The following is a 25,407-nucleotide window of genomic DNA, read 5'->3' as shown; positions in this document are numbered from 1 at the left end:
GTGAAGAAAGTGTGTCCTCACGCGTCGAACGAGTGGACCGTCGTCGTCCGGTACGTCTGCCCCGGCCGCAGCACGGTCGACGGGAACGACGGCTGGTTCGGCGAGTCGGGGAAGTGCTGCGTCTCCAGGCACAGGGCGTCGCCCTGCCGGTAGAGCGAGCCGCCGGTGCCGGTGAGCGTGCCGTCGAGGAAGTTGCCCGAGTAGAACTGCAGACCGGGCTGGTCGGTGGCGATGCGCAGGGTGCGGCCGGAGGCGCGCTCGCGCAGGGTGGCGATGTGCTCGGGGCGGTCGGTGACGCCCTTGTCCAGCACCCAGTTGTGGTCGAAGCCCTTGGCGGTGACCAGTTGCGGGTGGGCGTCGCGGAGGTCCCGGCCGATCGGTTTGGCGCGCCGGAAGTCGAAGGGCGTGCCGGACACCTTCGCCAGTTCGCCCGTCGGGATCAGACCCGCGTCGGTGGGCGTGTAGCGGGAGGCGGCGATCGACAGCTCGTGGTCCTCGATCGTGCCGCTGCCCTCGCCGGCCAGGTTCCAGTAGACGTGGCTGGTGAGGTTGACGACGGTGGCCTGGTCGGTGGTGGCCTCGTAGTCGATGCGCCACTCGCCGCGCCGGGTGAGCGTGTACGTCACCTTCGCCCGGAGCGTGCCCGGGTAGCCCATCTCGCCGTCGACGCTGGTGTAGTGCAGGACCAGGCCGACGTCGGGGCCGTCGGTGAACGGCTCGACGTCCCAGACCCGCTTGTCGAAGCCCTGGGCGCCGCCGTGCAGGCTCTGCGCGCCGTCGTTGACGGAGAGCTGGTACGCCGTGCCGTCCAGGGTGAAGCGGCCCTGGCCGATGCGGTTGCCGTAGCGGCCGATCAGGGCGCCGAAGTAGGGGCTGGAGGCCACGTAGTCGTCGAGGTTGTCGAAGCCCAGGGAGACGTTCTCGTGGCGGCCCCGGCGGTCGGGGATCTCCAGGGACTGGACGACGCCGCCGTACGACAGCACCTTCATCCGCGTGCCGCCGTTCTCCAGCGACCAGCGGTACACCTTCGTGCCGTCGGCGAGCCTGCCGAAGAGGTCCTTCACCGGCTTCCTGCCTCCCGTGGCGTGTGCCGTGCCGCCCACCGCGGTGGCCGTCAGGCCGGCGGCGGCCGCCGATGCGATGACCGTACGTCTGCTCAGTTCCATGTGCGGCTCCTGTACTTCCGTGAAAAGAAGCGGGCCCCGCCTCGGCGGCGGGGCCCGAGATCCGTTACGAACCGACCCTGCGCTTGTTCCACACGTCGAACCCGACCGCCGCCAGCAGCACGGCGCCCTTGATCACCTGCTGCCAGTCGGTGCCGATGCCGACGAGGTTCATGCCGTTGTTCAGCACGCCCAGGACCAGGCCGCCGATGATCGCGCCGAGGACCGTGCCGACGCCGCCGCTCATCGACGCGCCGCCGATGAACGAGGCGGCGATGGCCTCCAGCTCGAAGTTGAGGCCGGCCTTGGGCGAGGCCGCGTTGAAGCGGGCGGCGAAGACCAGACCCGCCAGGGCCGCGAGCATGCCCATGTTCAGGAAGACCAGGAAGGTGACCTTCTTGTCCTTCACGCCCGACAGCTTGGCCGCGGGCAGGTTGCCGCCGATGGCGTAGATGTGGCGGCCGATGATCGCGTTGCGCATCAGGTAGCCGAACCCGACGACCAGCACGCCCAGAATGAGCAGCACGATCGGGGCACCCTTGTAGCTGGCGAGCAGCAGCGTGACCACGAGGACGGCGGAGACCAGCGCGACCAGCTTGAGCAGGAACAGCTTGGCCGGCAGCACCTCGAGCGCGAACTCCTGCTGCCGCTTGCGGTCGCGGACCTCCTGGTAGATCACGAAGGCGATCAGCGCGAAGCCCAGCAGCAGGGTGAGGTTGTGGTAGTTGGTCTCCGGGCCGACCTCGGGCAGGAAGCCGTTGGCTATCTTCTGCAGGTCCTTGGGGAACGGGCCGAGGGTCTGGCCCTCCAGGAAGATCTCCGTCAGACCGCGGAAGAGCAGCATGCCCGCCAGGGTCACGATGAACGACGGTATGCCGAGGTAGGCGATGAAGAATCCCTGCATCGCGCCCGCGGCGGCGCCGATGGCCAGGCACAGCAGCACGGCGACCGGCCAGGGGAGGTCGTTCCTGACCATCAGTACGGCGGCCAGCGCGCCGGTGAACGCGGTCAGGGAGCCGACCGACAGGTCGATGTGGCCCGAGATGATGACCAGCATCATGCCGATCGCGAGGATCAGGATGTAGCTGTTCTGCAGCACCAGGTTGGAGACGTTGCGCGGCAGCAGCAGGTCGCCGTCGGACCAGACGGCGAACAGGGCCACGATCAGGCCGAGGGCGATCAGCATGCCGTACTGCCGCATGTTGCGGCGCAGGCCGTCGAGCATCAGCCGCCACAGGCCGCCGGCGGCCGAACCGCCTGAGCCGGGCGGCGCCGGGGCCGGGGTCTTCGCGGTCACGTCCGTGCTCATCGGGTTACCTCTTTGTCCTTCGTGTCCTTCGTCATCCGACGCATCAGCGCTTCCTGCGAGGCCTCGGCCCGTGAGAACTCACCCGTCAGCCGGCCGGCGGCCATCGTGTAGATGCGGTCGCACATGCCGAGCAACTCGGGCAGTTCGGAGGAGATGAAGACGACCGCCTTGCCCTGGGCGGCCAGCTGGTCGATGACCGTGTAGATCTCGTACTTGGCGCCCACGTCGATGCCCCGGGTGGGCTCGTCCAGGATCAGCACCTCGGGACCGGCGAAGATCCACTTGCTGAGGACGACCTTCTGCTGGTTGCCGCCCGACAGCTTGCCGACCGGTTCGAAGACGGTCGGCGCCTTGATGTTCATGGACTTCCGGTAGCCCTCGGCGACCTGCCGCTCCCCGTGCTCGTCGACCACGCCCCGCTTGGCGACCTTGCCCAGCGCGGTCAGCGAGATGTTCCGGTTGATGGTGTCGATGAGGTTGAGGCCGTAGTGCTTGCGGTCCTCGGTGACGTAGGCGATGCCGTGCCCGACAGCCTCGGGGACGGTCTTCGTACGGACCTCCACGCCGTCCCTGAGGACGGTGCCGCCCGCGTGCCGGCCGTAGGTGCGGCCGAAGACGCTCATCGCCAGCTCGGTGCGGCCGGCGCCCATCAGCCCGGCGATGCCGACGATCTCGCCGCGCCGCACCTCGATCGACACGTCGTCGACGACCTTGCGCTGCTGGTCGATGGGGTGGTGCACGGTCCAGTTGCGGATCTCCAGGGCGGGCGCGGTGCCTTCCTCGGGGTGGTGCGGGGTGCGTTCCGGGAAGCGGTTCTCCAGGTCCCGGCCGACCATCCCGGAGATGATCCGGTCCTCGGTGGTCTCCGCCGCCTTCACGTCGAGCGTCTCGATGGACTGCCCGTCGCGGATGATCGTCACCGAGTCGGCGACCCGGCGGATCTCGTTCAGCTTGTGCGAGATGATGATCGAGGTCATGCCCTGTTCCTTCAGCTGAAGGATCAGGTCGAGGAGCTTGCCGCTGTCCTCGTCGTTGAGCGCCGCGGTCGGCTCGTCGAGGATGAGCAGCTTCACCTTCTTCGACAGCGCCTTGGCGATCTCCACGAGCTGCTGCTTGCCCACGCCGATGTCGGCGACGCGGGTCTCGGGGTGCTCGTCGAGACCGACCCGGCGCAGCAGTTCGGTGGCGTGCCTGAGGGTCTCGTTCCAGTCGATCAGGCCGCGCTTGGCGTGCTCGTTGCCGAGGAAGATGTTCTCCGCGATGGACAGGTACGGCACCAGCGCCAGCTCCTGGTGGATGATCACGATGCCGTGCTGCTCGCTCGCCCGGATGTCCCGGAACCGGCAGGTCTCGCCCTCGAAGAGGATGTCCCCCTCGTAACTGCCGTGCGGATGGACGCCGGAGAGCACCTTCATCAGGGTCGACTTGCCGGCGCCGTTCTCCCCGCAGATGGCGTGGACCTCGCCCTGGCGGACGGTCAGCGTGACGTCCGACAGCGCTTTGACACCGGGAAAGGTCTTGACGATCGAGCGCATTTCCAGGACGGGTCCCGCCATGGTCGTGCCTTCCAATCCTTGTAGGGACCCGGTTAGTTGAGCTGGTCCTCGGTGTAGTAGCCGCCGTCGACGAGGGTCTCCTTGTAGTTGGACTTGTCGACGCTGACCGGCTGCAGCAGGTAGGCGGGGACGACCTTGGCACCGTTGTCGTACGACTTGGTGTCGTTGACCTCGGGCTTCTTGTCGTTCAGGACCGCGTCGACCATGTTCGAGGCGACCTTGGCGAGTTCGCGCAGGTCCTTGTAGACGGTCTGGGTCTGCTGGTCCGCGATGATCGACTTCACCGAGGCGATCTCGGCGTCCTGGCCGGTGACGACCGGCATGGGCTTGCTGCCGGAGCCGTAGCCGTCCGACTTCAGGGCCGAGAGGATGCCGATGGAGATGCCGTCGTAGGGCGAGAGCACCGCGTCGACGCGGGCGCTGCGGTAGCTGGAGGTGAGCAGGTCGTCCATGCGCTTCTGCGCGGTGCCGCCGTCCCAGCGCAGGGTGGTGACCTGGTTGAGGTCGGTCTGCTTGGAGCGGACGACGAGCTGGCCCTTGTCCAGGTACGGCTTCAGGACGTTCATCGCGCCGTTGAAGAAGTACTTGGTGTTGTTGTCGTCGTTGGAGCCGGCGAACAGCTCGATGTTGAAGGGGCCCTTCTCGCCCGCCTTCAGCCCGAGCTTGTCCACGATGTACGAGCCCTGCAGTTCGCCGACCTTCTCGTTGTCGAACGAGGCGTAGTAGTCGACGTTCTCCGTGCCGAGGATCAGCCGGTCGTAGGAGATGACCGGGATGTCGGCGTCCTTGGCCTGCTGGAGGACGTTGCCCAGGGACTTGTTGTCGATCGCGGCGATGATCAGGGCGTCCACGCCCTGCGTGATCATGTTCTCGATCTGCGAGACCTGCTGGTCCGGGTCGTCCTCGCCGTAGACGAGCTTGGTCTCGTAGCCCTTGGCCTTCAGTTCCTTCTCGACGTTGGCGCCGTCGGAGATCCAGCGCTCGGAGGACTTGGTCGGCATCGCGATGCCGATGGTGGCACCGTCGCCGCCTCCCTTGTCCTCCTCGCTGCCGCCCTCGCTGTTCTGGCCGCAGGCGGTCAGCGTCAGGGCGAGCGAGGCGGCGGAGGCTATGGCGGCGAGTGCGGCTCTGCGGTTGCGCATGGTCATCATCCTTGAGGTGAGGGCTGGAACGGCGACGCAGGTGTGTGGGATTGTGCGCGGTCGTGTCTTCTTTTGTGAAGGGAGTTTCCGGAACGTTATGACGAGATCTCGAACCGGTTGAGCGAGCCGGGCAGCCGCGAACCCAGCGGCGCCATCTCCCCGTCCGCCCCGTGCCGGGCGAGCAGATCGAGGGCGAGCCGGCCGCGCCGCACCCGCTCCTTCGCGGTGGCCAGCGTCAGTTCCCGCAGGTGATGGCCGTACGGATAGATCCCGGGCGCCTTGGAGAGGCCGAACTTCAGGTACAGCGGGGCGCCGCGCCGGATCAGCTCGGCGATCTCGTACATCCGCACGTAGCCGCCCAGGTCGTCGGGGGCCTCGATGTACATGTCCATCGGCGCGGCCGAAACCCGCCGTATTTCGGTCAGGTGATCCGGCGTCAGGTCGCTGGGCACGTTGATGGAGTCGGCGCCGAGCCCTTCGTAGACCGCGTACGAGGCCGGGTTGACCGGCCCGACGAGCGCCGAGAGCTTGAGCGTGGTGTCGGCGGGGACGATGCCGGCCGCCCGCGCACGGTGCAGCGTCCACAGCACGCCCTCGTCGGCGACGAGCAGGCACTTGACGCCCAGCTCGGTGGCCCGTACGGCGTCCTCGACGCACCCGGCGACCGCGTCGTGGCCACGGGCGCGCAGACCCGCGCCGCCGGAGTCGGTCCGGGTGGAGCCGCCGATGTCCCAGGTGCCGCGCGGGCCGGTGAACAGGCAGAGCTCGATGTCTCGTTCGGCGGTGGCCTCGACCATCTCGGTGATCTCGGCGTCGGTCAGCATCCACACGCCGCTGCCCTGGCTGATCCGGTGGATCGGCACGTCCAGCCGCGAGGACTCCTTCAGCACCACCCCCAGCGCCTCCGGGCCCTCGCAGGAGGGGATCTCGGTGCGCCAGCGGCCGCCGCCCGGGAAGGAGTGCGGCGAGGCGTCGGCGGGGTCGAGGGCGGGCGCGGCCAGGCCGAGCGCGGTGAGCGCCTGCTCACCGGGCCTGCGTGCGGCGGCCTTGGCGGAAGCGTCGGTCACAAGCGTTCCTTAGGTTCGATGCGCCGGAGTCCGCACCCGGCATGCCGTGTTCGACATGTCGGACAGGGTTCGCGACGTTGGGTACGAAAAGCCTCGGAGTGGAGGTACGCCGGTACGGAGGCCGTCAGGTCGCCCCCGTACCGGCGTACGGCTCAAGGGGCGGGGTCAGGGATGCAGCAGCACCTTGCCGACCTTCGGGTCGCCGGACCCCACCAGCTCGATGGCCTCGGGGAACTCGGCGAGCGGCAGCTCGTGGGTGACCAGCGGCCGCGGGTCGAGCAGACCGGCCGCGAAGACCCGTACCGTGTGCGCCCAGGCGTCCGGCGCCGCACCGAACACGGTGTGCACCTCCAGCTGACGCACCACGAGATCGGTGGGGTCGAGCCCGTCGGCGCCCGGCGCCGGGATGCCGGTCAGGACCAGGCGGCCGCCCCGGCGCAGCAGTGCGGCGGCGGTGCGGGCGGCGTCGGCGGACCCGGCGGTCTCGACGACGACGTCGAAGTCGTCCGGGAGGAGCTGGTCCTTGGTCCGGAAATCCGTCGCGCCGTACTGTCTCGACAGCGCCTCCCGGTCCCCGCGGGTGCCGACGACCAGCAGCTCGCCGGGCGAGGCGGCCCGCAGGAACTGCACGGCGAACATGCCGAGCGTCCCGGTGCCGACCACGGCGACCCGCTCGCCCGGGCGGGCGTTCGCCTTGAGCGCGGCGGCGGCGATGCAGGCGGCGGGCTCCAGCAGGGCGGCCGCCGTGAGGTCGGCGTCGTCGGGCAGCACGTGCAGCAGCCGCGCGGGCAGGGTCAGCGTGGGCGCCATGGCACCCGGCTGCGTGAACCCGGTCTCCTCGTAGCCGGCCGTGCACAGCGTCGTCTCGCCCGCGTGGCAGCGGTCGCACACCTGGCAGTTGCGGAAGCCCTCACCGACCACCTTGCGCCCGGCGAGGGAGCCGGGCACCCCGGCGCCGACCCGCTCCACGGTCCCCGACCACTCGTGGCCCGGGGTGAGCGGGTAACGCACGTATCCTTCGGGCCGGTTGCCCTGCCACACCTCGCGGTCGCTGCCGCAGATGCCGGCCGCGTGCACCCGCACCAGCGCCTCGCCGGGACCGGGGTCGCGCGGCTCGTGGGGCGCCAGCCGGTACTCGCCCGGCGCCTCGACGACGACCGCGCCGCTCATGCCCCGGTCCCCTTGGGCTTGCGCTGCTCCCAGCCCTCGGCCCACAGGTCGAAGCGCGCCTGCTGCTGGGGGAACTCGGCCGCCGCGTCGGTGTCCAGCTCGACGCCGAGGCCGGGCGCGTCGGACAGGTGGAAGCAGCCGTCCTCCGGGTCCACCACCGGCGCGCCCTTGACGACCTTCTTGATCTCCGCGTCCGCGAAGTCGTTGAAGTGCTCCAGGATCTTGAAGTTCGGGGAGGTGAAGCCGACCTGGAGGGAGGCGGCGGTGAGGACGGAACCGCCCACGTTGTGGGGCGCGACGAGCGTGTAGTGCGTCTCGGCGGTCGCCGCCAGCTTGCGGGTCTCCCAGATGCCGCCGATGTGACCGACGTCGGGCTGGACGACGTCCACCGACTGGTCCTCGAACAGCTCGCGGAACTCGATCCGGTCGTGGATGCGCTCACCGGTGGCGACCGGGATGTCGACCTTCTCGGCGACCTTCCTCAGCGCCTTGAGGTTCTCCGGCGGGACCGGCTCCTCGAGCCAGGCCGGCTTGTAGGGCGCGAGTTCACGCGCGAGCCGGACGGCGGTGGAGGGCGAGAACCGGCCGTGCATCTCCAGCATCAGCTCGGCGTCCGGTCCGATCGCGTCCCGCACCGCCTCGATCAGCGACACGGCGTACAGCGTCTGCTCGTGGTCGAGCTCGAAGTGCCCGGTGCCGAACGGGTCGATCTTCAGTGCACGGTAACCGCGCTCCATGACCCCCTGCGCGGCCTTGTGGTAGGCCTCCGGGGTCCGCTCCGTCGTGTACCACCCGTTGGCGTATGCCTTCACCTTGTCGGTGACCTTGCCGCCCAGCAGCTGCCAGACCGGGACCCCGAGGGCCTTGCCCTTGATGTCCCAGCAGGCCATCTCCACGACGGCGATGCCGGACATCACGATCTCGCCGGCGCGGCCGTAGTCGCCGTACTTCATGCGGCGGACCAGGTCCTCGACGGCGAACGGGTCGGAGCCCAGAATGTGGTTGGCCTCGGCCTCCTTCAGATAGCCGAGGAGAGCGTCGGTGTGCCCCAGCATCCGGGTCTCGCCGACTCCAGTGATCCCCTCGTCGGTGTGCACCTGAACGTACGTCAGGTTGCGCCACGGCGTCCCGACCACGTGTGTGCTGATTCCGGTGATGCGCACGGCGGTTGCCCTTCGCTATGTTCGATATCTCGTCACTCGTTCGAAATGCTGGCGTGACAGTAAGGAGGGGGCGGCGGGGGTGTCAATGGGTCGGACACATAACGGTTTCGGCAGTTTCGAAAGTACGGCGAGGGGCGGCCGCGGCGGCTTCGGCACACAACCTTCACAGCCGCCTCTAGGAACACGTCCGCCCCGGAACTTAACCTTCCCGCGTCATGGACTACTGCCACCCGTGCCGACGGCACCTGAACGGCGCCCTCGCCTGCCCGGGGTGCGGCACGCCCGCCGGGGAACTCCGCGCCGCAGAACCGCACTTGACGGAGGCCGAGGAGGTGCCGCCGCCGCGAGCCGAGGCGGCGGTGGTGTCCGGCGAGCCCTCTGCCGGCGGGCGGGCCGGGCGCCGCGACCGCAAGGCCGCCGCACACCGCAGGCGCCGCCGCCGGGTCCTGTTCGTCACCGCCGGTTTCGTCCTGGCCGTCGGCGGGCTGAGCCTCGCGGAACTCGGCCTGGACGCCCCGGGAACCCCGCCGCAACCGGCGGCGGCCGGTGGCGAGTCCACGGACGGCGAGGCCACGCGGGAGGTGGGGGAGACGTCCGCCGTGCCGGTCGACGCGGCTTCGGACAAGGTCTCGACCTCGGGCACGCCCTCCCCGGACGCCTCCGCGTCGACTTCGGCGTCGGCCTCGCCGTCCGCGTCGGTCTCTGGGTCCGCGTCGGCGGAGAGCCAGGAAACGGCCGAGGAGGGCGGGGGCCCGTCGCGCCCTGCGGCCTCGGCTCCGGACGCACCCGACACCCCGGACCGCCCGACGGCGTCCCCGGCCGACCCGCCCCCGACCACCACCCCCACCCCGACGACCTCGCCGGAGCCCACCCCCACCGAAACGTGCGACCGCTTCCTGTGGTGGTGCACGTAGCCCGGTCCCGCAGGGCGCGGGACGACCCGGGTGGGTGCGGCGGCACCCCGCCTCACTCCTCCAGCATCCTCCGCAGCGCGTCCCGCAGGGCCACCCGCTCACCCTCCGACAGCCCGGCGAGCGGCTCCCGCGCGAAGCGCAGGGACTCCCGCAGCCCTCGCGCGACCCGGCGCCCCTCGTCCGTCGCCGCCGCCACCTTCACCCGCCGGTCGCCGGGATCGGGCCGTCGCTCGACCAGCCCCCGCGCCTCCAGCCGGTCCACGATCCCGGTCACGTTCGACGGCTCGCACTTCAGCTTCTGCGCCAGCTTCCGCATCGGCAGCGGCTCCAGCGAGAGCAGGCTGAGCAGCTTGGCCTGCGCGCCGGTCAGCGCGCGCTCCGCGGCCGCCTCCTCGTAGTCGGCGTGGAAGCGGGCCACGACCTCGCCGATCAGCTCGACGACTTCGAGGGTGAGTGCGTCGGGTCGACGGGTCGTGTCGCGTGGTGTGGCCATGGAATCCAGGGTACCCATTTGTTTGACAACCTGAAATGTCCAGCCGCATGGTTGTTTCAGGACCTGAAACAACTGGAACACCGAGACGACCGCGAGACCCCCTTCCCGCCGCAGGAAAGGCGAACCCATGACCGACTCCCCCTCCCTCCCCGCCGTCAACCGCGAATGGCACCTGGACAGCCGCCCGGTCGGCTGGCCCAAGCCCGAGGACTTCTCCCTCGTCGAGGCCGAGCTGCCCACCCCGGGCGAGGGCCAGGTGCTCGTGCGCAACCTGTACGTCTCCGTCGACCCCTACATGCGCGGCCGCATGAGCGCCGCCAAGTCCTACGTCGCCCCCTACGAGCTGGGCAAGCCCATGCAGGGCGGCGCGGTGGGCGAGGTCGTCGCCTCCAACGCCGAGGGCATCGCCGTCGGCGACCACGTCCTGCACTTCTTCGGCTGGCGCGAGTACGCCGCCGTGGACGCGAAGAACGCGGTGCGGGTCGACCCGGAGGCGGCGCCGCTGTCGACGTACCTGGGCGTGCTCGGCATGACCGGCCTGACCGCCTACGCCGGGCTGCTGCGCACCGCGTCCTTCAAGGAGGGCGACTCCGTCTTCGTCTCCGGTGCCGCGGGCGCCGTCGGCAGCCAGGTCGGCCAGATCGCCAAGCTCAAGGGCGCCTCCCGCGTCATCGGCTCGGCGGGCTCGGACGAGAAGGTCAAGCTGCTCCTCGACGAGTACGGCTTCGACGCCGCCTTCAACTACAAGGACGGCCCGGTGAGCGAGCAGCTGCGCGCCGCCGCCCCGGACGGTGTCGACGTCTACTTCGACAACGTGGGCGGCGACCACCTGGAGGCCGCCATCGGGTCCCTCAACCGGGACGGCCGCATCGCCATCTGCGGCGCGATCTCCGTCTACAACAACACCGAGCCCGCCCCCGGCCCGAAGAACCTCGCCCGCCTGATCCAGACCCGCGGCCGCATCGAGGGCTTCCTGGTCGGCGACCACTACGACCTCCAGCCCCAGTTCGTCCAGGAGGTCGGCCCCTGGGTCCGCTCCGGCGAGCTGAAGTACCGCGAGACGGTCGTCGAGGGCATCGAGAACAACCTGGAGGCGTTCCTCGGCGTCCTGCGCGGCGACAACACCGGCAAGATGATCGTCAAGCTCTGACGATTCCGCGCGGGGGAGGAGCGGCCTTCACTGAATTTCCGGCATGCGGTAGCGTCTTTCCGAAATCCGTCGTGGTCGTGGGCGCGAGTCACGGCGGACCGAGGAGGAAGACAACCGCATGCCCATTCAGCAGTCCGAGGTCCTCTACACCGCCGTCGCCACCGCCGAGAACGGCCGCGACGGCCGGGTCGCCACCGATGACGGCAAGCTCGACGTGGTCGTGAACCCGCCCAAGGAGATGGGCGGCAGCGGCGCCGGCACCAACCCGGAGCAGCTGTTCGCCGCCGGGTACAGCGCCTGCTTCCAGGGCGCGCTCGCCGTCGTGGCCCGCCAGGAGGGCGCCGACGTCTCCGGCTCGACCGTCACCGCGAAGGTCGGCATCGGCAAGAACGACGACGGTTTCGGCATCATCGTCGAGATCTCCGCCGAGATCCCGTCGGTGGACGCCGCCACCGCGCGCTCGCTCGTGGAGAAGGCCCACCAGGTCTGCCCGTACTCGAAGGCGACCCGCGGCAACATCACCGTGACGCTCGTCTGACGGCGAGCCCGTCGCGCAGGACTCACCGGAGGCCGCACCCGGCGCACGCGGGTGCGGCCTCCGGCGTGCTGCGGCGGCGCCCGCCCGGCCGGCACGGTCCCGGTAGAGTTCCGCCCATGCGCGATCTTGGGGCGGGATTCGGTCATCTTCTGAAGGGCCAGCGCTGGGTGGCCCGGCACGGCAAGAGCTACGGCTTCGGGCTGGTCCCCGGCCTGATCACCCTTGTCCTGTACGTGGCGGCGCTGGTGTCGCTGGCACTGTGGGGCACGGACTTCGTCGCCTGGGCGACCCCCTTCGCCGACGACTGGTCGAGCTCCTGGTCCGGCCTCTTCCGCGGCTTCCTCACCGTCGTCCTCTTCGCCCTCGCGCTGCTCCTGGCCGTCCTCACCTTCACCGCGGTCACCCTCCTGATCGGCCAGCCCTTCTACGAGAGCCTCTCCGAGCGCGTCGACCGGGACGTCTCCCCGGACGGCACCGCTCCCGAGTCGGACCTGCCGCTCCTGCGCGAGCTGTGGATCTCGGGCCGCGACAGCCTCCGCATCCTCGTCCGCGCCGCCCTGTGGGGCGTACTGCTCTTCGCCCTCGGCTTCATCCCGGTCGTCGGGCAGACGGTCGTCCCGGTGGCCGGCCTCTTCGTCACCGGCTTCTTCCTCACCGAGGAGCTGACCTCCGTCGCCCTCCAGCGCCGCGGCGTCGGGCTGCGCGACCGGCTCGCCCTCCTGCGCGCCCGCAAGACACTGGTCTGGGGTTACGGCACCCCGCTGGCCGTGTCCTTCCTGGTGCCCTTCGTCGCGGTGTTCCTGATGCCGGGCGCGGTCGCCGGGGCCACCCTCCTCGCCCGCGAACTGCTGGGCGAGGAGATCCGGGACAGCGACGAGGGCCGTCCCGACGGCGGCTCCGCCGGCCAGACGGTCAGTTCCGGTCCGACCGGTCCGACCGGTCCGACCGGTCCCGCCGGTCCGGCTCCGACGCGCTGACCGCCACCGCCACGATCGACCGCACCTGCGCCACGATGTCCAGCCGGTTCCGCACGAACGCGGGGTCGGTGACCGTCCCCGTCGCCGGGTCGGTGTTCCCGTCCCCGAACCGCAGCACCGGCGTGTGGACGTGCCCGCCCGGCAGCGTGCCGCGCAGTCCGAGCCGGTCCCGCAGCAGGGTCGCCCGGTAGGCGATCTCGTTGGAGAGGTAGTCCCCGCCGCCGCCCGCCCGGGCCGTCGAACCGGGCGTCGGCCCGCCCGGCCGTACGACCGCCTCCGTGCCGCCCGCCGGGATCTCCGTCACGCTCGTGTTGTCGTACACGGGGAACCGGCCGGTGTCCGCGGCCGTGATCGCCTCGTACGGCAGCGTCGTGGCCGTCCACTGTGGCTGCGCGGCCGGATCGGCCACGGGCACCGTCTCCGTACGGGAGACGTTGTCGTTGTCCGGGAAGCCGCCCCGCCACGCCCCGTTGGTCCGCTCCACGTCGAACCGCCCGACCCGGCCCTGGCTCACGGTCGTGAACAGGTCCACCCGCGGCAGGTACGGCCGCAGCGCCTCCTCCACCGCCCCTCGCGTGAAGTCCCGCCACCGCACCGGGAACACGGCCGTCTCGACCCGCGCGGGACCCGCCTCGGTCTGGATCACGGTGCCGTCCAGCGCGAGCGCGGCGGCGCCGGACGGGTTGGAGATCCGGATGTCGCGGTCCAGGGTGAACGGGTCGAAGCCGGTGAGCAGGACCCGCTTGAGCCCCTTGCCCCGCTGCTCCCCGCCGGGCAGGTCGATGTCGGTCTGGCCGCGCGAGGTGCGCTCCAGCACGCCGAGCAGCGCGTCCCGCTGCCGCTCCGTCAGCCGGAACCCCGGATGCCAGGTGCGCAGTTCCCGGGTCATCCCGAGCCGGGCCCAGTAGAGCGGACGGTCGTCGTCCCGCGCCATGTCCCCGCCGGCGGGTCCCCGTCCCTGCGCCCGGTCCACCGCCCGCCGCCACAGCGCCGAGCCCTCGCGCGCGACGAGGCGGCGGGCCTCCCGGTAGGAGTCGGCCCGCCCGAGTCCGCGGGCGAACGCCGGTGCCGCCCCGGCGAACCCGGAGCGCCGCAGGATCTCCCGGGGCACCTCTCCGTCGAGCCGCCGTTCCTCGACGGTGGGAGCGTGGGCGGTGGCGGGGGCCGGGGGAGCCGCCGTGGCCGTCGCGGGGGCCACGAGTCCCGCCACCAGGGCCAGTCCGAGTACGCCGGTTCGAACGCGTATGTCTGTCAAGGGAGTCCAGGCCTTCCGTCGCCGAGAGGTGCGCTGCGGACGGCGGCAGTATCGCGTGACGGAAGGGACGCGCGCTACGGCGACCGGCTCCCGGACGTTTGTGAAGGGTTCGTACGAACTCCGGTCCGGACATCCGATCACCGGCCACCGGATCCCGGCGGCGATTAACGTCTGAGACGGGCCGCCGCGCGACGGCGTGGCCCCCGCGAGCAGCCCCGGCCCGGGACCTGACGGCCGGGCCGGGGCTCAGTACCGCGGGCAACGCCCGACGCACCGCTACCGCACGGAGAAGCCGTACACCGTCTCCGAGCGGAACACCTCACCCGGCCGCAGCACCGTGCTGGGGAACTCCGGACGGTTCGGGGAGTCGGGGAAGTGCTGCGTCTCCAGCGCGACACCGTCGCCGGGCGCGAAGGGCTCGCCCAGGTGGTCGGCGGTGTACAGCTGGAGGCCCGGCTCGGTCGTCGACACGGTCAGCACCCGCCCCGACGCCGGGTCGTACAGCTCGGCGACCTCGACGGCGGTGTCCGTCACGCCCTTGTCCAGGACGAAGTTGTGGTCGTAGCCGGAGCCGACCTTGCGCGAGCGCCGGAAGTCGAAGCGCGTGTCCGTCACGTCCTGAGGCGCGCCCTCCGGGACGAGGTCGGCGTCGACCGGCGTGATCCGGGAGGCGGCGAGCCGCAGCTCGTGACCGCCCGTGTGCCCGGACCGGGGCCCGCCCAGGTTGAAGTAGCTGTGGTTGGTCGGGTTGAGCACGGTCGGCGCGTCGGTGACCGCCTCGTAGACGATGCGCAGCGCACCCGACGCGTCCAGCGCGTACGTCACCGACATCTCCAGCCGCCCCGGGAAGCCCTCCTCGCCGTGCGGGCTGACCCGGCTCAGCCGGACACCGTCCGCCACCGGCGCCACGTCCCACACGCGCTTGTCGAAGCCGCGCTCACCGCCGTGCAGCGAGTTCGGCCCGTTGTTGAGCGCCAGCGCGTACGTCCGCCCGTCCAGCGGGAAGCGGCCGCCCGCGATCCGGTTGGCGTAGCGGCCCACGAGCGCCCCGAAGTAGGGCTCCGGGTGCGCCAGATAACCGTCCATACCGGCGAACCCCAGCACCACGTCGGCACTGTTCCCGTCCCGGTCCGGGACCTCGGCCGACTGCACGATCCCGCCGTACGACAGGATCCGCACCCGTACGCCGGCCCGCTGAAGGGTCCAGCGGTGGACGGGGGTGCCGTCGGGAAGTGTGCCGAAGAGTTCGTTCATGTGCGGAACTCTAGGACACGCCGCCCAGGTCAGAGCGGGTCAGGGTTTCTTCGCGGTGACCGCGCGGTAGGCGATCTCCGCCAGCCGCGCCTGGCCGTCCACGCTCGGGTGGAACCAGTCCCAGCGGCTCAACTGGTCCGTGCCGAACCGGAACTCGTGCACCGCCCCGCCGTCGGTGCGGCACCGCCGGTCCTTCGCGCAGACGTCCCGCAGCACCGCGTTGTAGTCCTCCACCCGGTCCCGCACGGTGTTGCGCCGCAGGACCGCCGCCGAGTCCAGCGCGTCCGCGTCCGCCAGCATCGACGGGCAGATGCCCAGCTTCCAGACCTGCTTGCCCAGCGGGTTGGTGCGCCCCTGGGACCACAGCCGCTTCAGGTCCGGGATGCTCGCGACGTACACCTGCGCCTTCGGCAGCTTCTCGCGCAGGACGCCCATCGCCTCCTCGAACTGAGCCCGGAAGTCGGCCACCGACGTCATCGCGGAGGTCGTGGCCCGGCACGCGTCATTGGCCCCGGCCATCACCGCCACCAGCTCCGGCTTCCGCGCCGCAGCCCGCGTCACCTGCTCCTTGAGGTCCGCCATCCGGGCGCCGGTGACCGCGTAGTTCCAGCTGTTCTCCGCCGCCCGCGCCTTCCCCAGCAGCCGTACGGCCAGACTGTCGACCTCGGCGCTGGTGCCGGTGGCCCACGAGACCTCGGGACAGTCCGACAGGACCGCGCACGCGTCGAAGCCGCGTGTGATGGAGTCGCCCACGGCGGCGACCGACTCGGGGCTGGTGTCCCACAGCGGAGCGGGCTTCGGGCTCTTCGACGCGGAGCCGGACGGGGCGGGGGAGTCGCCGCCCACCGCGTCGCAGCCCGTCGCGCCGACGACGGCCGCGGTCAGGACGGCCGCGGCGCGGACGGCGAGTGCGGCACGCGAACGGCGGCGGACGCGCCGCGCCCCGCGCTCCTCCCTGCCCTGCCCCATGCCGGTCCCGTCCCTCGTCTCGTGCCTCCAGTGTGCTCAACCCATGACACCGCGCGAGGGTTCCCGGGGGAGGCGATGCGACGTCTCACACCCGTACAAGCGTCCTGCCGGGTGAATGGCGGAGGTTTGTCGGCACCGGGACCGACGGTACGTCACACTCCGCGCCCCGGCGCACGGTAGCCTCGCCATCAACGTGGCCCGCCCGGCCACGGGCCGTTCCACCCGTTCCGAGATGTCCCGCTCAGCCCGGAGGTTCCGGTGACGACACGTGGAGTTCTGTACGTGCACTCCGCGCCGCGCGCGCTCTGCCCGCACGTCGAGTGGGCCGTCGCCGGGGTGCTCGGCACGCGCGTCAGCCTGGACTGGATCAGGCAGCCCGCCGCGCCCGGCACCTGGCGCTCGGAGTTCTCCTGGCAGGGCCAGGCCGGCACCGCCTCCAAGCTCGCCTCCGCGCTGCGGGGCTGGCAGCTGCTGCGCTTCGAGGTCACCGCGGAGCCGTCCGCGAACGCCGAGGGGGAACGCTACAGCTGCACCCCCGACCTCGGCATCTTCCACGCCGTCACCGGCATCCACGGCGACATCCTGGTCCCCGAGGACCGGCTGCGGGCCGCCCTGACCCGCTCCCAGCACGGCGAGAGCGACCTGGAGTCTGACATCGCCAAGCTCCTCGGCAAGCCCTGGGACGACGAGCTGGAGCCCTTCCGCTACGCCGGCGAGGGCGCCCCGGTGCGCTGGCTGCACCAGGTGGTCTGAGTCCCGGGCGCCGTACACGGGCATGTGTGAAAGGGCCCCACCGACCGGTGGGGCCCTTTCACATGCCTACGGGAGCCGCTCAGACCGTGCGGAACGCCAGCACCACGTTGTGACCGCCGAAGCCGAACGAGTCGTTCAGCGCGGCGATACGGCCCTCGACCGGGAGCTTCCGGGCCTCACCGCGCACGATGTCCGCGTTGGCCTCGGCCTCCGGGTCGAGATTCTCGACGTTGATGGTCGGCGGCGCCACCCGGTGGTACAGGGCGAGCACGGTCGCCACGGACTCCACGCCGCCCGCGCCACCGAGGAGGTGACCGGTCATCGACTTGGTGCCGGAGACCGCCATGTGGTCGACGTCGTCGCCGAGGACCTTGCGCAGCGCCTTCAGCTCGGCGATGTCACCGGCCGGCGTCGAGGTGGCGTGCGCGTTGACGTGCACGATCTCGGCCGGGTCGAGGTCGGAGCGGTCCAGCAGGTTCTGCAGGGCGTGCGAGATGCCGCGGCCCTCCGGCTCCGGCTGCACGATGTCGTGGCTGTCGGCGGAGACGCCCTGACCGACCGCCTCCGCGTAGACGCGGGCACCGCGCGCGGCGGCGTGCTCGGCGGACTCCAGGACGAGGACGCCGGCGCCCTCACCGAGGACGAAGCCGTCACGGCCCGTGTCCCAGGGACGCGAGGCGCCCTGCGGATCGTCGTTGTTCTTGGACATCGCCATCATGTTGCCGAACGCGGCGATGGGCAGCGGGTGGATCGCCGCCTCCGTGCCGCCCGCGACGACGACGTCGGCGCGGCCGGTGCGGATCATCTCGATGGCGTAGCCGATGGCCTCGGCGCCCGACGCGCAGGCGGAGACCGGCGTGTGCACGCCCGCGCGGGCGCCCACGGCCAGACCCACGTTGGCGGAGGGGCCGTTCGGCATGAGCATGGGGACGGTGTGCGGGGAGACGCGGCGGACGCCCTTCTCCTTGAGCACGTCGTACTGGTCGAGCAGGGTCGTCACGCCGCCGATGCCGGAGGCGATGACCGCGCCGAGCCGGTCGGGGTCGACCGTGCCGCCCTCACCGGCCTCGCCGGCCTTGCCGGTGAAACCGGCGTCCTTCCAGGCCTCCTGCGCGGCGATCAGCGCGAACTGGGCCGAGCGGTCCAGTCGGCGGGCCTGCGGCCGCGGGATGACCTCGGAGGGGTCCACGGCGACGGGTGCGGCGATGCGGACCGCCTGGTCGGCGGCCCATTCCTGCTCCAGGGGCTTGACGCCGGACTTGCCGGCGACCAGGCCCTCCCAGGTCGAGGCTGCGTCGCCACCCAGCGGTGTGGTTGCGCCGATACCGGTGACGACCACGGTGCGCTTGGTCGGGCTCACGGGAATTCTTTCTCCAACGGGATACGGATTCGTACGGCGCCACCGCCGGGTGGCGGGGCAGTCAGCCCAGAGGCAGTGATCGGGTGATCAGCTCTGGTGCTTGAGGATGTACTCGGTCGCGTCACCGACCGTCTTGAGGTTCTTGACGTCGTCGTCCGGGATCTTGACGTCGAAGCGCTCTTCGGCGGCGACGACGACCTCGACCATGGACAGCGAGTCGACGTCCAGGTCGTCGGTGAAGGACTTGTCCAGCTGGACGTCCTCAACCGGGATGCCGGCGATCTCGTTCACGATCTCGGCGAGACCGGCGACGATCTCTTCCTGAGTGGCGGCCATGATGGCGCTCCTTCGTAGATGTTCCAGAGTGTGTGGCTTGTTTCCGTACCGGACCGCATGATCCGGCACGGAGTGCCTAGGGGAGGGTAACGACCGTCGCGGCGTAGACGAGACCCGCCCCGAAGCCGATGACGAGCGCGGTGTCGCCGCTCTTCGCCTCGCCGGTCGCCAGGAGCCGCTCCATCGCGAGCGGGATCGAGGCGGCCGAGGTGTTGCCGGTGGTGCGGATGTCACGGGCGACCATGACGTGCTCCGGCAGCTTCAGTGTCTTCACCATCGAGTCGATGATCCGCACATTGGCCTGGTGCGGGATGAAGACGTCCAGGTCGTCCGGGCTGATCCCGGCCGCGTCCAGCGCCTGCTGGGCGACCTTCGCCATCTCGAACACGGCCCAGCGGAACACCGCCTGGCCCTCCTGCGTGATCGCAGGAAACTTCACGTTGCCCTCGGAGTCGAGGGGCAGCTCGGAGACGTCGCCGATCCGGAAGCGGTCCCAGGGGACCGTCTGCTTGATCGTCTCGGACTTGTCGCCCTCCGATCCCCAGACGGTCGGGCCGATCGCCGGCTCCTGGGAGGGGCCGACCACGACCGCGCCCGCGCCGTCACCGAACAGGAAGGCCGTGGCCCGGTCCTCCAGGTCGGTCAGGTCGCTCAGCCGCTCCACGCCGATGACCAGGACGTACTCCGCCGAACCCTCGACGATCATGCCCTTGGCCAGCGTCAGACCGTAGCCGAAGCCCGCGCAGCCCGCCGAGATGTCGAAGGCGGCGGCCTTGTCGGTGCCCAGCTTGTCGGCGATCTCCGTCGCGACGGCCGGGGTCTGGCTGAAGTGCGACACGGTCGAGACGACCACGGCGCCGATCTGCGTGGCGTCGATGCCGGCGTCCGCGATCGCCTTGCCGGACGCCTCGATCGACATCGCGGCGACGGTCTCGTCCGGACCCGCCCAGTGCCGGGTCTCGATGCCGGAGCGCGAGCGGATCCACTCGTCGGACGAGTCGATCTTCTCGAGGATCACCTCGTTCGGCACGACCCGGGTCGGGCGGTAGCCGCCGACACCGAGGATGCGCGCGTACGGGGCGCCCTTGCTGGGCTTGATCTTCGACATGCTCTCGCGCTCCTTGTCAGGCCTGCCGGCCGTGCTCGGCGACGAGTTCACGGGCCGCGTCCAGGTCGGCGGGGGTCTTCAGGGCCAGCGTCTTCACACCGGGGAGCGCACGCTTGGCCAGGCCGGTCAGGGTCCCGCCAGGGCACACCTCGATCAGCGCGGTGACGCCGAGCTCCTTGAACGTCTCCATGCACCGGTCCCAGCGGACCGGGTTGGCGACCTGTCCGACCAGGCGCTCCAGCACCTCGGTACCGGAGGCGACGGCCTGCCCGTCCTTGTTGGAGACGTACGTCACCTTCGGGTCGGCGGGCGTGAGCGCCTTCGCGGCCTCGGCGAGCTTGTCCACGGCGGGCGCCATGTGGTGCGTGTGGAACGCTCCGGCCACCTTCAGCGGGACGACCTTGCGCACGCCCTCGGGCTTGTCCTCGTTCAGCGCGGCCAGCTGCTCCATGGTGCCGGCCGCCACGATCTGACCGGCGCCGTTCACGTTCGCCGGGGTCAGGCCGAGCTTCTCCAGGTGCGCCACGCTCACCTCGGGGTCGCCGCCGAGCAGCGCCGACATGCCGGTCTCGGTGACCGCGGCGGCCTCCGCCATGGCCAGACCCCGCTTGCGTACGAGGGCCAGTGCGGCGGTGTCGTCGAGGACGCCGGCGAACGCGGCGGCGGTGATCTCACCGACACTGTGGCCGGCGACCGCGCCGGGCGCGATGTCACCGAGTGCCGCGGCGGACAGCAGGCCCGCGGCGACCAGCAGCGGCTGGGCGACGGACGTGTCACGGATCTCGTCCGCGTCGGCCTTGGTGCCGTAGTGGGCGAGGTCGAGTCCGATGGCGTCGGACCACGCGGCGACGCGGTCGGCGGCGCCGGGAAGGGCGAGCCAGTCAGTCAGGAAGCCGGGCGTCTGGGCGCCTTGGCCGGGAGCGACGAGTACGAGCACTCTCACACTCTCTCTTGTGGACGGGCGCGGCCGCCCGTGGGGACAGGGACGAAGAACACGAGGGGGTTTTGTAGGCCCCCCACAAAAGTCTAGAGTTGCGGATCTCCATCGGCCAGACGCCCCAGGATGAGCGCGATCCGCAGTGTGAACGCAGACCGTACATCAGAGGGTGACCATCCGGTGACGTCAGTCACACGTCGGAGCCGGTAGCGCACGGTGTTCGGGTGAACGAAGAGCATCCGGGCGGCCCCTTCGAGGCTGCTCGCCTGTTCGAGGTAGACGCTGAGTGTTTCCAGCAGCGCCGCCCCGGCTTCCTCCAGCGGTCTGTAGATCTCCTCCACCAACTGCACGCGGGCCGAGGGGTCGGAGGCGATCGCGCGCTCCGGAAGCAGATCGTCCGCCAGTACCGGGCGCGGGGCGTCCTGCCAGGCGGTGCAGGCCTTGAGACCGGCGGCGGCGGCCTGCGCGGACCGGGTCGCGGCGAGCAGGTCGGGCACCACCGGACCGGCCACCACCGGCCCCTGCGCGAACGGCCCGATCAGCGACTTGGCGACGGCGAGCGGGTTGTCGCTGCCGCCCGCGATCACCACCAGCCGGTCCCCGAGCACCCCGGTCAGCACCTGGAGCTTGGCGTGCCGGGCCGCCCGCCGGATCGCCTCCACGGTCAGCTCGGAATCCCCGTCGGGCGCGGTGCCGAGCACGACGCAGACATGCTCGGGCGAGTTCCACCCCAGCGCGGCCGCCCGGGACACGGCTCCCTCGTCGGCCTCCCCGCTGAGCACGGCGTTCACCACCAGCGACTCCAGCCGCGCGTCCCAGGCACCGCGTGCCTCGGCGGCCTGCGCGTACACCTGGGCGGTCGCGAAGGCGATCTCCCGGGCGTACACGAGCAGCGCCTCGCGCAGCACCGACTCGTCACCGGGCGCGGCGACCTCGTCGATGGCGGACTCCATCACCTCGATGGTCGTCCGCACCATCTCCACGGTCTGCCGCAGCGTGATCGCCCGGGTCAGCTCGCGCGGCGCGGTGCCGAAGACGTCGGTGGAGATGGCCTGGGGCGCGTCCGGCCGCCGGAACCACTCGGTGAACGCGGCGATGCCCGCCTGGGCCACCAGCCCGATCCAGGAACGGTTCTCCGGTGGCATGGCCCGGTACCACGGCAGGGTCTCGTCCATGCGCGCGATGGCCTGCGCGGCGAGCGATCCGGAGGACTGCTCCAGCCGCTTCAGGGTCGCGGTGTGCGGATGGACGGCGCGCGCCGCGGGCTCTGGCTTGCTGGTTTCGGGTTCGGGCACGGGGACAAGACTGCCTTATCGGGACGGGTGCGCGTGTCGCCGGGGCTACGGTGGACGGCGTGATGGACGTACGGCGCGCCGACGAGCGCTATCAGGGCGGTGACCCGGCGGCCGGGATCGAGACACGGCACGCCTTCTCCTTCGGCCCCCACTACGACCCCGGCAACCTGCGGTTCGGCTCGCTGATCGCCTGCAACGAGGAGCGCCTCGCCCCCGGCGCGGGCTTCGACGAGCACCCGCACAGCCACACCGAGATCGTCACGTGGGTGGTGGAGGGCGAGCTGACCCACCGGGACACCACGGGCCGCGAGACGGTCGTGCGGGCCGGTGACGTCCAGCGGCTCAGCGCGGCGGCCGGCGTACGCCACGTCGAGCGCAACGACGGCGCCACCCCGCTGACCTTCGTCCAGATGTGGCTGGCCCCGCTCGACCCCGGCGGCGACCCCGCCTACGAGATCGTCCGCGGCATCGCCGACTCCACCCCGTACGCCGTCCCGGAGGCCGGCGCGATGCTCCACGTGCGCCGTCTGTCGGCGGGGGAGCGGACGGCGGTGCCGGACGGGGCGTGCGCGTACGTGCACGTGGTGCGGGGCGAGGTGGTGCTGGGCGGGGAGACGCTGGGTCCGGGGGACGCGGCCCGCGTCACGGACGCCGGGGCGCTGGACGCGGTGGCGGGGGCGACGTCCGGCGCGGAGCTGCTGGTGTGGGAGATGACGGCCCGCTGACGCGGTGGGGGCCGCGCGTCAGGTCAGCGGGTGTGTGAACGGGCCCGCCGCCCTTCCAGTACTCCGCCGCCCCGTCGATCACCCCCTCGGGCCCTGCCGCGACGGGCGAGAGGACCGCCCGGACCAGGTCCGTGTCGAACTCTCCCGACTCTCCGTCGGAGAACAGGTGGCGGCCCAGGGAGTAGCCCACCTCAGCCGCGCGCCTCCGCCAGCACCGCGTCCGTGAACACCGGCCACGCCTCGACCGCCCACGGTCCGAACGCGCGGTCGGTGAGGGCCACGCAGGCGAGCCCGGCGTCCGGGTCGACCCACAGGAACGTACCGGACTGGCCGAAGTGCCCGAAGGTGCGCGGCGAGGACGACGCGCCCGTCCAGTGCGGGGACTTGGAGTCCCGGATCTCGAAGCCGAGGCCCCAGTCGTTGGGGTTCTGGTGGCCGTAGCCGGGCAGGACGCCCTTGGTGCCCGGGTACTGCACGGTCATCGCATCGGCGACCGTGCGCGGGTCCAGCAGTCGGGGTGCCTGCACCTCGGCGGCGAACCGCAGCAGGTCCTCGACCGTGGACACCCCGTCCTTCGCCGGGGAGCCGTCGAGAGTGGTGTGCGTCATGCCCAGCGGCTCCAGCACCGCCTGCCGCGCGTACTCGGCGAACGGGATGTCCGCGGCCTTCGCGATGTGGTCGCCGAGCTGCTCGAAGCCGGCGTTGGAGTACAGCCGGCGATCGCCGGGCGGGGCCGTCACCCGGTGCTCGTCGAAGGCCAGGCCCGAGGCGTGGGCGAGGAGGTGACGGACCGTCGACCCGGACGGCCCGGCGGGCTCGTCCAGCTCGATGGCACCCTCCTCGTACGCCACGAGCGCCGCGTACGCCGCGAGCGGCTTGGTGACCGAGGCGAGGGGGAAGCGGTGCGAGACCGGGCCGTGGGTGCCCAGCACCGTGCCGTCGGCGCGCACGACGCCCGCCGCGGCGGAGGGAACCGGCCAGTTCTCGATCAACGCGAGGCTCTGCAAGGACATGACGTCGAGCCTAAGCGCTCAGAGCCTCAGCTCCAGCAAGGGGTCGGTGGCGACGCTGCAGACGTGACCGTCCGTGCCGGCCACCAGGGCGGCCAGCGCCCCCGGACGCTCCGGGTGGTCCACCACGAACGCGGCGAAGACGCCGTCCGGCTCGGCCGGCCCGCCGCGCAGCACAGAGCCCGCCCATCCCGCCGTTTTCCCGCCTTACGCGCTTGCTTGGAGTGCACTCCAAGGTCATAGCGTGTGGCACATGACGGTGATGCAGACCACGGCCGGGACGCTCGCGCCGGACTCCACCAGCACGGACATCTGCTCCGCCCCGCCCCCGCGCCACCCGCGGCCGGACGGGCAGGACCGCTACACCATCAGCGAGGTCGTCGCCTTCACCGGGCTGACGGCCCACACCCTGCGCTGGTACGAGCGGATCGGCCTGATGTCCCACATCGACCGCTCGCACACCGGGCAGCGCCGCTACAGCAACCGCGACCTGGACTGGCTCGACTTCGTGGGCAAGCTCCGCATGACCGGCATGCCGGTCGCCGACATGGTCCGGTACGCGGAGCTGGTGCGCGAGGGCGAGAGCACCTACCTCGAGCGGCGGGAACTGCTGGAGTCCACGCGCCGCGACGTGCTGGCGCGGATCGCCGAACTCCAGGACACCGTCGCCGTACTCGACCGGAAGATCGGCTTCTACGGGGACGCCGGACGCGCCCGTGAAAAGGAGAGCACCCGATGACCGACCACACCATCCCGACGACGCGCCTCGGCGACGGCGGCCCCGAGGTGGGCGTCCAGGGCCTGGGCTGCATGGGCATGAGCTTCGGCTACGGTCCCTCGGACGCCGGCGCGTCACGGGCGACCCTGGAGCGGGCGCTGGAACTCGGCGTCACGCTGTACGACACGGCCGACGCGTACGGGGCGGGCGAGAACGAGCGGTTCCTGGCGCCGTTCCTCAGGGCCCACCGCGACGAGGTCGTCGTCGCGACCAAGTTCGCCCTGTCCATCCCGCCGGACGACCCGACGAAGCGGATCATCCGCAACGACCCGCCGTACGTCCGCCAGGCGGTCGAGGGCAGCCTGCAGCGCCTCGGCATCGATGTCGTCGACCTCTACTACATGCACCGGCGCGACGTGAACGTGCCGATCGAGGAGACCGTCGCCGTCATGGCCGGCCTCGTGCGCGAGGGCAAGGTCAAGCACCTCGGGCTGAGCGAGGTGACGGGCGACGAGCTGCGGGCGGCGCAGGCGGTCCACCCGATCGCCGCCGTCCAGTCGGAGTGGTCGCTGTTCAGCCGGGACATCGAGGCGGGTGTGGTGCCGGCCGCCCGCGAACTGGGCGTGGCCCTCGTCCCGTACTCACCGCTCGGCCGCGGCTTCCTCACCGGTGCCTTCACGGACGCGCACCAGGACCTCACGGACGGCGACTTCCGCCGTCAGCAGCCCCGCTTCACCGGCGACAACGCGGCGGCCAACGCGGCCCTCCTCGACCCGGTCCGCACGGTCGCCGAGGCCCACGGCGCCACCCTCGGCCAGATCGCCCTGGCCTGGGCCCAGCAGCGCGCGTCGGTGCACCGCCTGCCGGTGGTCCCGATCCCGGGCACGCGGAAGCCGGCACGGGTGGAGGAGAACACGGCGGCGACCCGCATCGTCCTGACGGACGCCGAGCTGGCCCTGCTGGACCCGATCGCGGGGAAGGTCGCGGGCGACCGCTACGCGGACATGACGTTCACGTCGGCGGGCCGGGAGTAGCGGCGACCACG

General features: G+C 71.3%; 25 protein-coding genes and 1 pseudogene. 8 read left to right on the top strand and 18 right to left on the bottom strand.

Features of this window, described 5'->3' with window-relative positions:
* Positions 1-17 precede the first annotated feature (17 nt).
* The 7 genes from ACFW47_RS02180 to ACFW47_RS02150 form a co-directional block, all read right to left on the bottom strand.
* A complete protein-coding gene (locus ACFW47_RS02180; protein WP_386304422.1) occupies positions 18-1,166 on the bottom strand; it encodes an aldose epimerase family protein in 1,149 nt (382 codons plus the stop codon).
* A 64-nt stretch (positions 1,167-1,230) separates the two neighbouring features.
* On the bottom strand, positions 1,231-2,472 hold the full coding sequence (mmsB, locus tag ACFW47_RS02175; RefSeq protein ID WP_386279054.1) for a multiple monosaccharide ABC transporter permease: 1,242 nt from the start codon (positions 2,470-2,472) through the stop codon (positions 1,231-1,233).
* Complete coding sequence (mmsA, locus tag ACFW47_RS02170; RefSeq protein ID WP_386279056.1) at positions 2,469-4,028, bottom strand: multiple monosaccharide ABC transporter ATP-binding protein; 1,560 nt, start codon at positions 4,026-4,028, stop codon at positions 2,469-2,471. Before mmsA ends, mmsB begins: the two co-directional genes overlap by 4 nt.
* Before the next feature lie 32 nt (positions 4,029-4,060).
* Positions 4,061-5,170 carry a multiple monosaccharide ABC transporter substrate-binding protein gene (chvE, locus tag ACFW47_RS02165; RefSeq protein WP_386279058.1) on the bottom strand — a complete coding sequence of 370 codons (1,110 nt, stop codon included), beginning with the start codon at positions 5,168-5,170 and terminating at the stop codon, positions 4,061-4,063.
* A 95-nt stretch (positions 5,171-5,265) separates the two neighbouring features.
* Positions 5,266-6,237 carry a hypothetical protein gene (locus ACFW47_RS02160; RefSeq protein ID WP_386279060.1) on the bottom strand — a complete coding sequence of 324 codons (972 nt, stop codon included), beginning with the start codon at positions 6,235-6,237 and terminating at the stop codon, positions 5,266-5,268.
* 165 nt (positions 6,238-6,402) lie between these two features.
* A complete protein-coding gene (locus tag ACFW47_RS02155; protein ID WP_386279062.1) occupies positions 6,403-7,407 on the bottom strand; it encodes a zinc-binding dehydrogenase in 1,005 nt (334 codons plus the stop codon).
* Positions 7,404-8,570: a mandelate racemase/muconate lactonizing enzyme family protein gene (locus ACFW47_RS02150; RefSeq protein WP_386279064.1), complete on the bottom strand. Its 1,167-nt coding sequence runs from the start codon at positions 8,568-8,570 to the stop codon at positions 7,404-7,406. The genes ACFW47_RS02155 and ACFW47_RS02150 overlap by 4 nt, the downstream gene beginning before the upstream one ends.
* 215 nt (positions 8,571-8,785) lie before the next feature.
* Between ACFW47_RS02150 and ACFW47_RS02145 the strand changes: the two genes are divergently transcribed.
* Positions 8,786-9,484 (top strand): hypothetical protein, encoded by a 699-nt coding sequence (locus ACFW47_RS02145; protein WP_386304419.1) that lies wholly within the window; start codon positions 8,786-8,788, stop codon positions 9,482-9,484.
* Between the two features lie 52 nt (positions 9,485-9,536).
* Here ACFW47_RS02145 and ACFW47_RS02140 read toward each other — a convergent pair whose 3' ends face one another.
* Positions 9,537-9,977, bottom strand: a complete 441-nt coding sequence (locus tag ACFW47_RS02140; protein ID WP_386279068.1) for a MarR family winged helix-turn-helix transcriptional regulator — start codon at positions 9,975-9,977, stop codon at positions 9,537-9,539.
* A 127-nt stretch (positions 9,978-10,104) separates the two neighbouring features.
* Between ACFW47_RS02140 and ACFW47_RS02135 the strand changes: the two genes are divergently transcribed.
* The 3 genes from ACFW47_RS02135 to ACFW47_RS02125 all read left to right on the top strand — a co-directional run bounded on the left by ACFW47_RS02135 (position 10,105) and on the right by ACFW47_RS02125 (position 12,642).
* Positions 10,105-11,127 carry an NADP-dependent oxidoreductase gene (locus ACFW47_RS02135; protein WP_386279070.1) on the top strand — a complete coding sequence of 341 codons (1,023 nt, stop codon included), beginning with the start codon at positions 10,105-10,107 and terminating at the stop codon, positions 11,125-11,127.
* Positions 11,128-11,245: 118 nt separating this feature from the next.
* The gene (locus tag ACFW47_RS02130) at positions 11,246-11,665 is read left to right on the top strand and encodes an organic hydroperoxide resistance protein (RefSeq protein ID WP_102930817.1); all 420 of its coding nucleotides are present in this window, start codon (positions 11,246-11,248) and stop codon (positions 11,663-11,665) included.
* Positions 11,666-11,781: 116 nt separating this feature from the next.
* The gene (locus ACFW47_RS02125) at positions 11,782-12,642 is read left to right on the top strand and encodes an EI24 domain-containing protein (protein WP_386304416.1); all 861 of its coding nucleotides are present in this window, start codon (positions 11,782-11,784) and stop codon (positions 12,640-12,642) included.
* Here the strand turns inward: ACFW47_RS02125 and ACFW47_RS02120 are convergent.
* The 3 genes from ACFW47_RS02120 to ACFW47_RS02110 form a co-directional block, all read right to left on the bottom strand.
* A complete protein-coding gene (locus ACFW47_RS02120; protein WP_386304415.1) occupies positions 12,578-13,897 on the bottom strand; it encodes a pyroglutamyl peptidase in 1,320 nt (439 codons plus the stop codon). The two genes, ACFW47_RS02125 and ACFW47_RS02120, sit on opposite strands and share 65 nt — an antisense overlap.
* Before the next feature lie 276 nt (positions 13,898-14,173).
* Complete coding sequence (locus tag ACFW47_RS02115; RefSeq protein ID WP_386304413.1) at positions 14,174-15,151, bottom strand: aldose epimerase family protein; 978 nt, start codon at positions 15,149-15,151, stop codon at positions 14,174-14,176.
* 39 nt (positions 15,152-15,190) lie between these two features.
* Entirely contained in the window at positions 15,191-16,120 is a 930-nt protein-coding gene (locus ACFW47_RS02110; RefSeq protein ID WP_386279079.1) for an SGNH/GDSL hydrolase family protein, read from the bottom strand.
* A 258-nt stretch (positions 16,121-16,378) separates the two neighbouring features.
* Here ACFW47_RS02110 and ACFW47_RS02105 point away from each other — a divergent pair, with 258 nt between their 5' ends.
* Positions 16,379-16,873: a DUF3145 domain-containing protein gene (locus ACFW47_RS02105; protein ID WP_073722735.1), complete on the top strand. Its 495-nt coding sequence runs from the start codon at positions 16,379-16,381 to the stop codon at positions 16,871-16,873.
* A 79-nt stretch (positions 16,874-16,952) separates the two neighbouring features.
* Here ACFW47_RS02105 and fabF read toward each other — a convergent pair whose 3' ends face one another.
* The 5 genes from fabF to fasR form a co-directional block, all read right to left on the bottom strand.
* Positions 16,953-18,233, bottom strand: coding sequence for a beta-ketoacyl-ACP synthase II (fabF, locus tag ACFW47_RS02100; protein WP_386279082.1), 1,281 nt, complete (start codon positions 18,231-18,233; stop codon positions 16,953-16,955).
* 87 nt (positions 18,234-18,320) lie between these two features.
* A complete protein-coding gene (locus tag ACFW47_RS02095; protein ID WP_125506686.1) occupies positions 18,321-18,569 on the bottom strand; it encodes an acyl carrier protein in 249 nt (82 codons plus the stop codon).
* A 76-nt stretch (positions 18,570-18,645) separates the two neighbouring features.
* The gene (locus ACFW47_RS02090) at positions 18,646-19,677 is read right to left on the bottom strand and encodes a ketoacyl-ACP synthase III (protein WP_386279084.1); all 1,032 of its coding nucleotides are present in this window, start codon (positions 19,675-19,677) and stop codon (positions 18,646-18,648) included.
* A 16-nt stretch (positions 19,678-19,693) separates the two neighbouring features.
* Entirely contained in the window at positions 19,694-20,614 is a 921-nt protein-coding gene (locus ACFW47_RS02085; protein WP_386279086.1) for an ACP S-malonyltransferase, read from the bottom strand.
* A gap of 89 nt (positions 20,615-20,703) precedes the next feature.
* Complete coding sequence (fasR, locus tag ACFW47_RS02080; RefSeq protein ID WP_217252297.1) at positions 20,704-21,909, bottom strand: CdaR family transcriptional regulator; 1,206 nt, start codon at positions 21,907-21,909, stop codon at positions 20,704-20,706.
* A gap of 62 nt (positions 21,910-21,971) precedes the next feature.
* Between fasR and ACFW47_RS02075 the strand changes: the two genes are divergently transcribed.
* Positions 21,972-22,634 carry a pirin family protein gene (locus ACFW47_RS02075; RefSeq protein ID WP_386304818.1) on the top strand — a complete coding sequence of 221 codons (663 nt, stop codon included), beginning with the start codon at positions 21,972-21,974 and terminating at the stop codon, positions 22,632-22,634.
* A 191-nt stretch (positions 22,635-22,825) separates the two neighbouring features.
* Here the strand turns inward: ACFW47_RS02075 and ACFW47_RS02070 are convergent, their stop codons facing one another.
* Positions 22,826-23,647, bottom strand: coding sequence for a serine hydrolase domain-containing protein (locus ACFW47_RS02070; protein ID WP_386304411.1), 822 nt, complete (start codon positions 23,645-23,647; stop codon positions 22,826-22,828).
* A 39-nt stretch (positions 23,648-23,686) separates the two neighbouring features.
* A pseudogene (locus ACFW47_RS02065) lies at positions 23,687-23,821 on the bottom strand (GNAT family N-acetyltransferase); the annotation flags it as partial.
* A gap of 76 nt (positions 23,822-23,897) precedes the next feature.
* On the opposite strand from ACFW47_RS02065, the gene ACFW47_RS02060 reads away from it, so the two are divergent.
* Together ACFW47_RS02060 and ACFW47_RS02055 are read left to right on the top strand one after the other, a co-directional pair.
* On the top strand, positions 23,898-24,383 hold the full coding sequence (locus tag ACFW47_RS02060; protein ID WP_386279091.1) for a MerR family transcriptional regulator: 486 nt from the start codon (positions 23,898-23,900) through the stop codon (positions 24,381-24,383).
* Complete coding sequence (locus tag ACFW47_RS02055) at positions 24,380-25,396, top strand: aldo/keto reductase (protein ID WP_386304409.1); 1,017 nt, start codon at positions 24,380-24,382, stop codon at positions 25,394-25,396. The genes ACFW47_RS02060 and ACFW47_RS02055 overlap by 4 nt, the downstream gene beginning before the upstream one ends.
* The last annotated feature ends 11 nt before the right edge of the window (positions 25,397-25,407 follow it).

It is taken from the genome of Streptomyces sp. NPDC058796 (genome assembly GCF_042745235.1).
In the GTDB taxonomy this organism is placed as follows: Bacteria; Actinomycetota; Actinomycetes; order Streptomycetales; family Streptomycetaceae; genus Streptomyces.
This window is presented reverse-complemented; position numbering and strand designations above follow the sequence as displayed.